This window comes from Comamonas testosteroni ATCC 11996 (assembly GCF_000241525.1).
GTDB lineage: Bacteria > Pseudomonadota > Gammaproteobacteria > Burkholderiales > Burkholderiaceae_C > Comamonas > Comamonas testosteroni.
Genome location: NZ_AHIL01000021.1, coordinates 1 through 11,885, shown reverse-complemented (window position 1 = coordinate 11,885; position 11,885 = coordinate 1). Strand labels below are relative to the sequence as shown.

The following is an 11,885-nucleotide window of genomic DNA, read 5'->3' as shown; positions in this document are numbered from 1 at the left end:
CCGTCATCTTCATGCTGCTCTACGTCCTGTTTCGCAGTGGAGGCGATGCCGCATTGGTCATGGCAGCGGTTCCATTCTCGCTGGTCGGTGGGTTCTGGTTCATCTGGGCGCTCGGTCACGCGGTGTCGGTGGCCTCTGCCGTGGGGTTCATTGCCCTGGCCGGCGTTGCCACCGAGTTTGGCGTCGTGATGCTCGTCTACCTGCAGAACGCCTGGAAACAGCATCTGGCCGCAGGCGAGCCGGACAATGAAGAGACGCTACTGGCCGCCATTCGCGAGGGCGCCGTCATGCGCGTGCGGCCGAAGGCCATGACTGTTGCCGTGGTTATGGCGGGCTTATTGCCCATCCTGATCGGACATGGCACCGGCTCTGAAGTCATGACCCGCATCGCTGCTCCCATGGTCGGCGGGATGGTCACGGCCCCGCTATTGAGCATGCTTGTCATCCCCGCTGCCTGGTACTTGATCCATCGGAAGCGCCCCATCACTAAACACCACTCTCCGAACCTTAAAGCGTCCTCAGTCGAGGCTTCATAACCATTTTTTTGAAAGAAAGACCCATGAAAACAACTCACTTACTTGCCGCAGCCCTCACATGTGCAGCGTTCACAACAGTCCATGCTCAGGACGTGAAAATGCCAAAGAAGCCAGCTGCAAGTGCATCAGCTTCCACCATGCCCTTAGTTGATGGTGAAGTCCGCAAGGTTGACATCCAAAAGAACCTTGTCGTCCTGCGTCACGGAGATATTCCGAACCTGGCGATGCCGGCCATGACCATGGGCTTCGAGGTATCCGATAAGAAGATGCTCGACGGCTTAAAGGTTGGCGATAAGGTGAAGTTCCAAGCAGAGTCGATCAATGGCAAAGCTATGGTCACGGAATTGAAACCGAACCATTGATAGAAGAAGGGACTGTCATTGGCGTTGTTGCACTACAGGGACTTCCCGTCAACGCAAGCGCTGATCAGTAACTTTTGACTAACCTGACTGCCAAGACGATCAAGGTGCTTGAAACGAGAAACAGACTGCACATCTACAGACGGTGTTAGGCACGAGGTGTGCGCCCCCTGAAACAAACCGCGCAGCAGGGTGCTATTCAAATCTCGTGACGTATTGCGACTCACAATGCAACAACCGAGCTTGCCTGCTGCTGATCTAACCTGTTCATTGCATCTTTGATTTCACGTCTGGCATGTTGAAGTGCTTGCCTCAGGCAACGGCAGAAATGGGTGGTCTAGGGCGTTCGCTGGCATGGCCTGCGTTACAGGTGCGCTCCTGTGTCATGAGCGCCCACAGGATGCGTGCATTTTTGTTGGCTAAAGCCACGGCGGCCTTTTGCCAGCCACTGCGCGGCCTCAAGGCCATTACCGATTGGGAGATAGGGTCGAGGTTGTGTTTGCCGGTCAGCACTACGGCCTTGGCTCCTTACACCAGCAAAGTGCGCAGGTAACTATCGCCTCGCTTGGTGATGGCTCCGAGGTTGGATTTGCCTCCGCTGGAATTCTGTCTGGGCGTCAACCCAAGCCAGGCGGCAAACTGTGCACCCTTCCTAAACTGCTTGAAGTCGCCGACCATCGCTAATGCAGTGAGTGATCCCAAGCCCTTGATGGCGGCAGCTCGCTGCACCTGGGCATCTTCTTCACAGTGAGCTGTAATACGCTGCTCACACCAGTGAAGATGTTCATCGAGCTCTTGTCAATGCATGAGTGCACGCTGTAGCGCAATGCGGGCTGCGCCTGCGAGGTCATTGCTCGCATCTTCCAAGATATCGTGCAAATAGGTGCGCAAGCCTCTGGGGCTTTGCGGCAGGACGATGCCAAACTCGGCGAGCATTTCTCGAATACGTTTGATGCATGCTGTGCGTTCCTCATTGACCCTTCGCGCGGCTGATGCACACATAGTATGCCCTGCTGCTCTGAAGTCTTAACGGGAACAAGGCGCATCTGAGGACGGCTGGCTGCCTCGCAAATGGCAGCGGCATAATTGGCATTTTGTTTCCGCTCTTGCCCTGCAAGCGATAGGGTGCAACCAATGCTGCTGCCATCATGCGTGCATCCAAGTCCATGCGCAGCAACTGCCGAACACCAGTGGTGCGCACCACCGCAAGCCTCCATGACCATCAGGCACCCTGCAGGTAATTGCGCACACCATGCCAAGAACTTGCTGCGCTGGATGGCCCGGTTAGTGACCATCCTCCCTTGAGCATTGACTGCATGGGCCTGCAGCACATTCTTTGCGAGATCTACCCCAACACGGACGATGTTTTGCATGGCACGACTCCTGATGAATGACGAAGAAATTGGCTTGCCGATCCAACGTGACACTGCGTATCCAGCAGACCAAGATGGCGGGAAGTCCTTCGTATTCAAATTGCCGGCTAAGGTTAGGTAGCCTCGTGCGATGTGTCAGTCCCCGTCGTCCAAACCCCGCTATCGCACCACCAACTGGAAGCAATACAACGCAGCGCTCAAAGCGCGGGGCTCACCGACCATCTGGCTGGACAAGGGCATGGCTGGTTTGCAGCTGCCAGCGGCAAACGCGGGCACAGCCCGAAGTTCTCCGATGCGGCCATCCAGTACGGCCTGACCATCAAACCTCTTTGGATTGACCTTGCGGCAGACCACATGCTTTGTTCTGACACTACTGGCGTTGTCTGGACTGCTGTGACCAGTTCCCGACTTCAGCACGTTGTGCAACCGCCAACGCAGTCTTACCGGTCCAGCTCCGCCGGCCTGCGCCTACTGGTCGACTCCACGGACATCAAGTTCCTGGACGAAGCCGAGTGGAAGTGCAAAAAGCATGGGCCAGAGTGTCGCCGCCAAGTTGCCGAACTGCACATTCGAGCCGTCATCCCCAATCGGTTTACTGAACTGGGCTGCCCGCAGACGGTGGCTGTGGCCTAGCCACGCCTGGGGTTGGGGAAATCTGGCCTGGGGCTGATATGTGCAACAACGCCCCAGTTATTGGGTCTTTTATAGGTAAGCTTGGGCTAACCCAGCTATAGCTTGGGTTGATAATACTTCGAGATGGCTCGTAACTATTCCATCTTAATGCCATTAGATCCGACATGGTCCAAGCGAGCCAGTCAGCTCTAAATGGTCTATCAGATATAATTTTAGAAGCAACATCAGTTCCAGTCGATGTCCAAATTATTGTGGGTATTTTATAACCGGATGCTGTACTTGGACTGTGACCAACTTTATTTGTTTGATGTCCAACTTCTTGTCCGTGATCTGATACGTAAATAATGGACTTATAGTCATCTGCACTGGATGGGGAACCTCTTAATTTTTCAAAGACAGATGCAACTACCCTGTCTTGATAAACAACAGCTGAATCGTAGTCATTTCTAAATTTCTGAACCCACATTGAACGTTCAGCCGCAGACATTATTTTTGATACTTCATCATCGGAAAATATAGGCTGCTTTTCCGGGTATCGCAGACGATAATGAGGATGAGCCCCCAGCATATGTAAAACAATCAATTTCCGAGGGTGTGAATCTTTAAGGGAATTCTCATATGATGGCAATAAAATCTCATCAAGTGAATTACTAGATCTACCTGGTTTATTATTTTCCATGGAAACCACATCGGCCATTGCTGCATGCTTTTGCGTAATTGCAATATCATCATGATTGCTTATCCACCAAGTTTTATATCCTGCTTCTTTTGCGAGAGCAATTATGTTTAGCCTCTTATCTGTTTCAGCAGTTGTGAAGTTCATCATGCTATCAATGGCAGGAATAGTAGTTGCTTCCGTGGACCATGAGTTACGGATAACGAGAAATCTATCGCCCATATCTTTTTGAAGCTTTTCGAGCATCGGCGTCGTATTTCTTTCGTAGCCATAAATGCGCATGTTATCTCGATTTATGCTTTCAGAAATAATAAGAACCACGGTGGATTTATCTTTCCTGGAAATTGTAGGAGTCTCATTTTTCGCCAACCTTTGAGCTAAGGTACGCTCCTTCCCATATGCTGCCCAGCTTTCTTTCGTAATCTCTACGGATTCAGCTAAACTAGACCAAAAAATCAGAGGGTTTATTCTTCTCCATGGTTTGCTGATGTATGAAACGGTAGATATTAGAATGATGATGGATAAAGCAATCAGCTCAATCTTCGAGACCTTCGTTCTTTTTCTTGCCCCTTTTAAAGATAACCAGAAAGCAACACCCGCTGAAATAAATAAAATAATGCTAGATCCACTGAAATCACGGATGTGTGTGGAGATATAGCCTCCAATTTCCGATGTATTTGTGTTAGCAAGTGCACTTACCACCATCGTACTATCTGGCGCAGCAGCATACATTGAGATGAGATGCGCTCGGACGGCTGAGTCTAATAAAAATACAAGAACAAAACTCCAAACAAGAAATGCTCTAATTAGATTTAATCTAGAGTTATTGATTGGAATCAGTAATAATAATAGAGTCGGTAGAAGTAGGACGCTTATCTGTAATATTTTTCTGCCTTCATATCCTAGAGATGCAAAAACAACTTGCATCGCAAGCAGAGCAATAATAGTTACCCATAGCTTATGGCGATCGGTAGATTTTTGAAAAAATAATGCTATTCTTGACCGGTGAGATTTAAGATTATCTTCGGATGCTGGTGCGCTCATAGAAATCCTATTAACCCTAATGGAAATATCGAAATTCGATTTGGAATAGGGGCACAGAACTCTATGTGTGCAATACCGACAGAAATCTGACATTCAGATTACATTTTAGTAATCAGGTTAATTTTAGCTGTGGATTACAAAAATATAATTTTGCAGACAATATTGCGTAAAGTACCTATCTATATATTTGATGTGTCTGGGTAGAAAAGCACTCAGACGTTCTTCAAGTAATTGATCAAGGAATCTTTATCATGAAAACTAATCTCGTATTTCTGGCTTCAATCGTGCTGTCCTGCGCCACCGTTTCAATGTCTGCATCTGCAAATGAAAGTGGCGTCTTGGGTCCATCGGAAAGCGCGACTACAAAGTCCTTCGAAAGTACCAGCTCGACCACACGTACTGCAGACAGAACTTTTGGACGAGCAGGTGCTGAGTCTCAGGTCTCACGCGTTGTAGACACAACACGAAGCACTCAATATCTCAATCTTGTATGTGGAGAGACGGTCGAGTTCACCAACGGCAAGGAACAGTTCATCTGGAAATTTGATGTGATGGGTCATAGGCCCGTCGACCTGTCGAAGATCGCACCTGCAGCGTTTGCAGGTAGCACGCTAAAGATCTACGTTGCGAAAAATGAGCTCGAGCGCCATTGATTGCTACCCGTGTGCACAACAATAGAAAGCCATGAGCGTCTGGTCAATTTGTCAGCGCATGGCTTCCTAGTGCGCGCCGTAGATATGGCGCTGGGGACGAGGAGACCCGCAGCTTGTCGTGGAACCTGACATCAGCCTAGAAAGAACTCCGCATTCAGAAAGTGCCTGTGAAGCTCTGTAGCTTGCACGAATCGTCTGAAGTTCAGCAACGAGAACACTCAGATCCTGGATGCGATGATTGACATGTTCTATGTGTGTGTGCAAGAGCGCATTGACCTCTGCACAGTCCTTCGCAGATGACTCCCGTAGCGAGAGCAAAGAACGTACTTCATCAAGTGTCATATTCAGCGATCGGCAGCATCGAATGAAGGCAAGTTGGTCTATGTGGTCCGTCGAGTAAACACGGTAGTTGTTTTCAGCTGTAGCAGCCGAAGGCAGCAGTTTCTCGCGTTCATAAAAGTGAATGGTCTCAACCGCCGTACCAGCGACCTCAGCCAGTTCACCAATCTTCATAGACCCAGTTCGAAATGAGTTGACTCTATACCAACTAAAAGGTTTTTAATTGCCACATGGTCAACAGGAGATCGAGTATGAAGCCCCCAAACATTGATGACAACATGCTTAGTACCGCCACCACGGATTGCTGTAGCTCACACACCATCCCGAGCGTGGAGGCAACTCCGTTGGATCGAGGGCTAACGTACCGCATTCCAACGATGGATTGCGCTGGCGAGGAAGCTGAGATACGTCGTGCACTTGAACCAATTGCAGGTATCCGGGGACTCAGATTCCAGCTCTCGCAGAGAACTCTCAAAATTGATGCGGACACTGATGCCCTTGCTGCCGCATTGTTGGCAATCACTGAAGCTGGCTTTGAGCCAAAGCTGATCTCATCGAACACTGCGGACTCAAGCCATGCGGCCGGCGACAGCCACGACAATGAGCTTGTGCGTGGCACAACTCCAAAGTTGGTCGCGGCGCTTGCTCTTGCTATCGCTGCTGAAGGTGTCGGCTACTTCGCGCCAGAAACCATGGCTTGGAAAGTCGCCGGCTTTGCGGTCGCCGCGATTGCGATTTGGCTTGCGGGCTTTGACGTCTATAAAAAAGGGTTTGGAGCACTTCGTCGTGGCAAGCTGAACATCAATGCATTAATGACTGTTGCAGTGACTGGTGCGTTCGTCATCGGTCAATGGCCTGAAGCGGCGATGGTGATGGCGTTGTATGCCATCGCCGAGGCAATCGAGGCGAGAGCAGTCGATCGGGCCCGCAATGCCATTCAGGGGTTGCTTGCGATGGCTCCGGACCAAGCATCGGTTCTCCAAAGTGACGGTAGTTGGCTAACCGTCGCAGTTGCACAAATCGCAGTGGGCTCGACGCTGCGAGTCAAGCCAGGTGAGCGCGTTCCTATGGATGGAGTCGTTCAGACAGGACAAACGAGCATCAACCAGGCCCCCGTAACTGGTGAAAGTATCCCCGTTGACAAGGCGGCGGGTGACCCAGTGTTTGCAGGCACCATCAACGAGTCTGGAACCTTTGAGTTTGAAGTTACTGCATTGGCCTCCAACTCGACGTTGGCGAGGATTATTCATGCCGTTGAGCAAGCACAAGCGACTCGAGCGCCTACTCAGGGGTTCGTTGATCGATTTGCTGCAATTTACACACCTGCAATTTTCGTTATCGCCGTCGTCGTAGCATTGGTAGGCCCCTGGCTACTCGGCTGGACGTGGATGCAGGCCGTCTATAAGGCACTGGTTCTGCTAGTTATTGCTTGCCCCTGCGCACTCGTAATTTCCACACCAGTGACGATTGTGAGCGGCTTAGCGGCAGCAGCCCGCCGTGGTATTTTGATCAAAGGCGGTATCTATCTGGAAGAGGCGCGCAAGCTTAAGGCAATCGCGCTGGACAAGACCGGAACAATTACCGAGGGCAAGCCGCGCCTTGTGGACTGGTCGTTGGTTGATGCCGCGAGCAGCCTTGATACCGCGGAGTCGGTGGCAGCAGCTCTCGCTGGCCACTCAGATCATCCTGTGTCGCGCGCCATCGCAGCGGGCCTGAAGCCTAACAACGCAGACATTCAGAACTTCACGGCACTTGCTGGACGAGGTGTGCAGGCCGAACTGAGTGGAACAGTCTATGTACTAGGGAATCATCGCTTGATTGAGGAACGTGGCCAATGCTCCTCAGAGCTTGAAGCCACGCTCAAGCGGCATGAAGAATCCGGCCGTACTGTCACATTGCTTGCCGACCCGGAACGAGTCATCGCACTGTTTGCAGTTGCCGACACGATTAAGGGCTCCTCTCGTGAAGCTATATCTGAATTGAAAGCGCTTGGTATCACCCCAGTCATGCTGACTGGAGATAACCAAGCCACCGCCTCTTCAGTAGCCAGTGAAGCTGGTATCGAGCAAGCACGAGGAAACTTGTTGCCGGAGGACAAGCTAGCTGCCATCAAAACGCTCCAGGGCCAATATGGACTCACAGCAATGACGGGCGACGGTATCAATGATGCCCCAGCGCTGGCCCAAGCAGACGTCGGGGTTGCCATGGGTGCCGCCGGTACAGATACCGCTATGGAAGCAGCCGACGTCGTCGTGATGAATGATGACTTGCGAAGGATTGCTGAGACAGTGAAGCTGTCTCGATCCACCCATGCGATCCTTTGGCAAAACATCACTCTTGCTCTTGGCATCAAGGCCGTATTTCTAGTCTTGGCAGTGTTCGGGAATGCATCCATGTGGATGGCGGTATTCGCAGATATGGGGGCAAGTCTCCTAGTTGTAGTCAATGGGCTAAGGCTGCTTGGAAAAGTGCCCAAGTCCTGAATTCGACAGAGAGTTTTCGTGTGCACTAGCTTGAATTGTGAGGATAGTTATGAGCTTTTTTGAACGCCTACTCGGAGGCCATCACCGATCTGGTGGCGATCATCATGGGAATGGTCATCATCAAAAACGGACACCCGCCTCCTACAACGATCCAGGAGTGTCCGGTGGGATCATTTGTCCTAACTGCCGAACTCAAAGCTCTCCCCAAGCACGGTTCTGTCAACAGTGCGGAAGCGGCCTAGCCCCCCAGGCCTGCAACGCATGCGGCGTGCAGATGGCGCTTGGATCGCGTTTTTGCTCAAACTGCGGAAAGTCTGCTTAGAACTTAGGGAGAGCAGATGATCGGCTGGGTGATCTCTGTTCTCCTGAGATCTCAGATTACAAGAAGGTGTCAGAAATGTAATCTTCAGACCATGTAAATGGCTGAATAGTGTCAAAAATGTAATCTTGCTGAGAGGACAACTTCGCTACCATTGAAGCTTCGAAATTTACTAGAAAAATCCTATGGATTCTCTTAGATTCGAGGATGCCGCTCTATATCTTAGAGTTAAGAGGATGGAAGTATTAGCAAGCAATATTGCGAATGCTGACACTCCTGGATACCAAGCGAAAGATATAGACTTCAAGGCTGCGCTTGAAGAGACGCAAAGGCAAATGCTGACAGTGCAGTCTACGAATAAGTCCCACCTTGGGAACATTGCTCCAACATCAATTGATCCTCAGATTGCATTTCGCCCTGTCTCTCAGAATGCAATGGATAGAAATACGGTTGATCTCGATCAAGAGAGGGCATCATTTACAGCTAATGCTATTCGTACACAATTCGCTATGAATCAAGCTGTCGATGAATATGTAGAGATGGGGCAAATGCTGTCGAAATTAGTTTAATTTTATTTAGTTGGTCATTCATAGAGCGCATTTATTTGCGCTCTTTTTTTAATTCTGGTAGTAGAAGAATAAAATTCGCGACAAAGTAGTTGCCAACTATTTCGTTGGTTGAAATAATGAATATTTTCAAAAAGTGACAAGCTGGAAGATGCCAAATAATATAAATAGAGAATTCTTTGTAAATCACTTACTGATTCCGATTACTTTCCTGGCGCTAATTTTTTATTATTTCATGTATCTTGGAGGGGACTTTTTCTTTGCCGAGAAAATATATGCCCTGCAGGGTTATGAATGGTCTTTGAATGATCATTGGGTTACAAACAAATTGCTTCATAAGGGTGGGAAGCATCTGAGCACCCTAGCAATCGTTGTGATCATTGCACTATATATATTTGTACTTGCCTCCAAATCTGAACAGCGGAAAAAATGGCGGTCCCCATTGCTTTACCTGATTTTATCCAGTTTGGTCAGTGTAATTTTGGTGAGCCTTCTTAAGGTATTGACAAATATGGATTGCCCGTGGAACTTAAATCAATTTGGTGGCGATCGCCCTTTTATTGGTCTTTTCGAACACAGGCCTCAAGAGATGGGGAGCGGAAAATGCTTTCCGGCTGGTCATGCGAGCGCTGGCTATGCCTGGGTTGGTTTATATTTCTTCTTTAAGATGATCATCCCTAAGTATCGATGGTTAGGATTGCTGTGCGGCATTATGGTTGGATTGACATTTGGTATCTCTCAACAATTGAGAGGAGCCCATTTCATTTCTCATGACATTGTCACGATTCTCATTTGTTGGTTGATCGCCACTCTTTTGTTTATATTCTTTAGTATCAAGAAATATACTGTTAAAAATGAAAAACAACTCAAAATCCAACATCTTTAATAATATTCAAAAGAATAGAAAAGGATTTTCTAGAGTCTGGCATGCATCAAAATACTCATGGTCAGGCATAAAAGATGCGTGGCTAGAGCCTGCATTCCGCCTTGAGGTAATATTATTTGTGATTTCGCTTCCATTGGCTCAATTGATTGGGAGATCTATGATGGAAAAATTGCTCCTGATCTCTTGTATCTGGTTTTTGATGATAGTTGAGGTAATTAATTCTGCGATAGAGTCCGCAATAGATAGAGTAGGACTTCAATATCACGAACTTTCCAGGAAAGCCAAAGATTTGGGAAGTGCTTCCGTATTAATGACAATTATTTTTTGTCTGATAATCTGGTCTTCTTTAATTTATAAAAACTTTATTTAATTTTCTGCCTAACAGCTGGAATACATTACAGGGATGCACCTCATGCATCGCTTAACATGCGTCTTCACGCTTACAGGGTGATGCCAACTCTTGTTCGTCGGGCAAAGCGTCCAATATGTCCGCTCATGCCTCACGAAGATTTCACGGATTTCTGCGCGCGGTGAGGCCGGCTGCTTTTTGCCGTGGCATCGTGTTGCCCGTGACGGAAAGACCGATGAAGGTGATCCTGCACTGAGCAGCAGAGCTTTAATTCGATGCAAAGTTTGCAATGCCTGCGATGAGCTTCGCCATATGTATCGCTCCTCCCGGTGGTTTTGAACTGACTGACCAGAGGTCCCCTTGAGTGTTTGAAGCATGTGCCGCGCCTGAGAAACTTGGGCTTGGCGTGATCGCACCTGTGGGCGCAGTGGATGCCCGCCGGTGTAGGCTTGGTGCCGGTCACGCTGGCCGAAGCGGCTCTACCGAACCTTTCTACTTGTGGCTGTACTCCTCTGTGCCACAAAGGGTCCGAGCCTTCATATCTGTGCTGAATTTGCTCTGCTCCAAACAGAAGCGGAGCCAGTTGTAGGCAAGGAAGATACTACTGGCAAGGGCAAAAGTGGACCGCTCCTGCCCTAGCTCACTGCCTACTCTGACTGTACTGAGTGGCCGACCCCACTCGAACTGAAGCCGGCATCTAAATCTCAATCAATTGAATTAGATAGCGACTAAATGTTCGTACAAAATGATCGAGCCAATACCGATCAGCAGGACACCGCCGATGGCTTCGGCCCAGCGCCCAGCAATATTCCCCAGTACACGCCCGACCATCACGCCCAACGTCACCATTGCGAATGTTGCGAAGCCGATAGCGAGAGCAACGGTGGCGATGCTTACGTCCAGAAAAGCAAGTCCTACGCCCACGTCCATGGCATCAATGCTTGTTGCAAATCCAGTTGCAACTAATAGCCAGAAGCCATGTCGTGCAGGTTTGCTGGGCTCTTCACCATCAGGCACTTTGATTGCCCCGATCAACATTCTTCCACCTAGCACCAGAAGCAGCACAAAGGCGATCCAGTGGTCCCAGGCCTTGACGTAATCTGAAGCCGCATAGCCCAGCGCCCAACCTACCAAGGGTGTGATGGCTTCGATGACACCGAAGATGGCGCCAGTCCCAGCGCGGTTTGAGTAGCGCAGAACCTTTGCCGACGGCTGCGGCAAAGGCATCGGTGGACATGGCAAAGGCCAGGAGCAAGATAGAAGCGGCATTCATGGGGAATTCATTCTTAACGGTCGGGCATGAGCACAACGGCATCTCACCGCGGCCCGAGCTCGTCGCGATGAAATGCCTATGGTCTCGCCAACCGAAGAACGGATGCATACGCCACAGCAAATTGAATGCCGAGTATGTTGACGCATGCGCTTCCAGGGTGGAAGCAGGCTACTCCCCAAGGGGGACTAAAGTTTACAAGCGATCAAAATGCTTGAGGAACATAGCCTTTTTTGAGTTCTGGGCTTTAGAAATGGCTCGCATTTTCAAAGCGCTGGCCTCTAGCAAGAAAGCTACGTCGATACCGCCATTAGGGCTGTCCATGCACTCCCCTGTTGATTTCCACTCAAAACTGACCCGCCGGGGATGCGGACAAAAACTTGGACTACCAGGAGGTGG

12 protein-coding genes, 3 pseudogenes and 1 riboswitch are annotated in these 11,885 nt (G+C 49.6%); of the genes and pseudogenes, 10 read left to right on the top strand and 5 right to left on the bottom strand.

Annotated elements, in window-relative coordinates:
• Together CTATCC11996_RS08475 and CTATCC11996_RS08470 are read left to right on the top strand one after the other, a co-directional pair.
• A partial coding sequence (locus tag CTATCC11996_RS08475) for an efflux RND transporter permease subunit (RefSeq protein ID WP_003075111.1) occupies positions 1-536 on the top strand: 536 nt, incomplete at its 5' end.
• 23 nt (positions 537-559) lie between these two features.
• Positions 560-898, top strand: a complete 339-nt coding sequence (locus CTATCC11996_RS08470) for a copper-binding protein (RefSeq protein WP_003067087.1) — start codon at positions 560-562, stop codon at positions 896-898.
• A gap of 309 nt (positions 899-1,207) precedes the next feature.
• Here the strand turns inward: CTATCC11996_RS08470 and CTATCC11996_RS24900 are convergent.
• Positions 1,208-2,268 (bottom strand): annotated as a pseudogene (locus CTATCC11996_RS24900) (IS110 family RNA-guided transposase).
• A gap of 130 nt (positions 2,269-2,398) precedes the next feature.
• On the opposite strand from CTATCC11996_RS24900, the pseudogene CTATCC11996_RS08460 reads away from it, so the two are divergent.
• Positions 2,399-2,838 (top strand): annotated as a pseudogene (locus tag CTATCC11996_RS08460) (transposase); the annotation flags it as partial.
• A 22-nt stretch (positions 2,839-2,860) separates the two neighbouring features.
• On the opposite strand, the gene CTATCC11996_RS26205 reads toward CTATCC11996_RS08460, so the two are convergent.
• On the bottom strand, positions 2,861-4,621 hold the full coding sequence (locus tag CTATCC11996_RS26205; protein WP_224648099.1) for a phosphoethanolamine transferase: 1,761 nt from the start codon (positions 4,619-4,621) through the stop codon (positions 2,861-2,863).
• A 251-nt stretch (positions 4,622-4,872) separates the two neighbouring features.
• Between CTATCC11996_RS26205 and CTATCC11996_RS24890 the strand changes: the two genes are divergently transcribed.
• Positions 4,873-5,274, top strand: a complete 402-nt coding sequence (locus CTATCC11996_RS24890) for a CzcE family metal-binding protein (RefSeq protein ID WP_003075109.1) — start codon at positions 4,873-4,875, stop codon at positions 5,272-5,274.
• A 66-nt stretch (positions 5,275-5,340) separates the two neighbouring features.
• Here the strand turns inward: CTATCC11996_RS24890 and CTATCC11996_RS24885 are convergent, their stop codons facing one another.
• On the bottom strand, positions 5,341-5,787 hold the full coding sequence (locus CTATCC11996_RS24885) for a Cd(II)/Pb(II)-responsive transcriptional regulator (protein WP_003075108.1): 447 nt from the start codon (positions 5,785-5,787) through the stop codon (positions 5,341-5,343).
• Positions 5,788-5,864: 77 nt separating this feature from the next.
• On the opposite strand from CTATCC11996_RS24885, the gene CTATCC11996_RS08455 reads away from it, so the two are divergent.
• The 6 genes from CTATCC11996_RS08455 to CTATCC11996_RS24880 all read left to right on the top strand — a co-directional run bounded on the left by CTATCC11996_RS08455 (position 5,865) and on the right by CTATCC11996_RS24880 (position 10,237).
• Positions 5,865-8,096 (top strand): heavy metal translocating P-type ATPase, encoded by a 2,232-nt coding sequence (locus CTATCC11996_RS08455; RefSeq protein WP_003069804.1) that lies wholly within the window; start codon positions 5,865-5,867, stop codon positions 8,094-8,096.
• A 59-nt stretch (positions 8,097-8,155) separates the two neighbouring features.
• Positions 8,156-8,338: a hypothetical protein gene (locus tag CTATCC11996_RS08450; RefSeq protein WP_003069802.1), complete on the top strand. Its 183-nt coding sequence runs from the start codon at positions 8,156-8,158 to the stop codon at positions 8,336-8,338.
• Positions 8,266-8,418, top strand: a complete 153-nt coding sequence (locus CTATCC11996_RS26520; RefSeq protein WP_223305788.1) for a double zinc ribbon domain-containing protein — start codon at positions 8,266-8,268, stop codon at positions 8,416-8,418. Before CTATCC11996_RS08450 ends, CTATCC11996_RS26520 begins: the two co-directional genes overlap by 73 nt.
• A 182-nt stretch (positions 8,419-8,600) precedes the next feature.
• Entirely contained in the window at positions 8,601-8,984 is a 384-nt protein-coding gene (gene flgB / locus CTATCC11996_RS08445; protein ID WP_003069800.1) for a flagellar basal body rod protein FlgB, read from the top strand.
• A gap of 133 nt (positions 8,985-9,117) precedes the next feature.
• Positions 9,118-9,867 (top strand): phosphatase PAP2 family protein, encoded by a 750-nt coding sequence (locus CTATCC11996_RS08440; protein ID WP_223305787.1) that lies wholly within the window; start codon positions 9,118-9,120, stop codon positions 9,865-9,867.
• Positions 9,836-10,237, top strand: coding sequence for a diacylglycerol kinase (locus CTATCC11996_RS24880; protein WP_003069797.1), 402 nt, complete (start codon positions 9,836-9,838; stop codon positions 10,235-10,237). Before CTATCC11996_RS08440 ends, CTATCC11996_RS24880 begins: the two co-directional genes overlap by 32 nt.
• Positions 10,238-10,933: 696 nt before the next feature.
• Here the strand turns inward: CTATCC11996_RS24880 and CTATCC11996_RS08435 are convergent.
• A pseudogene (locus CTATCC11996_RS08435) lies at positions 10,934-11,489 on the bottom strand (manganese efflux pump MntP).
• A 19-nt stretch (positions 11,490-11,508) separates the two neighbouring features.
• A riboswitch (yybP-ykoY riboswitch) is annotated at positions 11,509-11,673 on the bottom strand.
• Positions 11,674-11,681: 8 nt separating this feature from the next.
• Positions 11,682-11,885, bottom strand: a 204-nt coding sequence (locus tag CTATCC11996_RS26200) for a hypothetical protein (protein ID WP_211098343.1), incomplete at its 5' end; no start/stop codon positions are given.

What these genes read in the sequence shown, in the direction of transcription:
- CTATCC11996_RS08455 (WP_003069804.1), top strand. Translation starts at nt 5,865, where the DNA reads ATGAAGCCCCCAAACATTGATGACAACATGCTTAGTACCGCCACCACG.
- CTATCC11996_RS24880 (WP_003069797.1), top strand. Translation starts at nt 9,836, where the DNA reads ATGAAAAACAACTCAAAATCCAACATCTTTAATAATATTCAAAAGAAT.
- CTATCC11996_RS08470 (WP_003067087.1), top strand. Translation starts at nt 560, where the DNA reads ATGAAAACAACTCACTTACTTGCCGCAGCCCTCACATGTGCAGCGTTC.
- flgB (WP_003069800.1), top strand. Translation starts at nt 8,601, where the DNA reads ATGGATTCTCTTAGATTCGAGGATGCCGCTCTATATCTTAGAGTTAAG.
- CTATCC11996_RS24890 (WP_003075109.1), top strand. Translation starts at nt 4,873, where the DNA reads ATGAAAACTAATCTCGTATTTCTGGCTTCAATCGTGCTGTCCTGCGCC.
- CTATCC11996_RS24885 (WP_003075108.1), bottom strand. Translation starts at nt 5,787, where the DNA reads ATGAAGATTGGTGAACTGGCTGAGGTCGCTGGTACGGCGGTTGAGACC.
- CTATCC11996_RS26205 (WP_224648099.1), bottom strand. Translation starts at nt 4,621, where the DNA reads ATGAGCGCACCAGCATCCGAAGATAATCTTAAATCTCACCGGTCAAGA.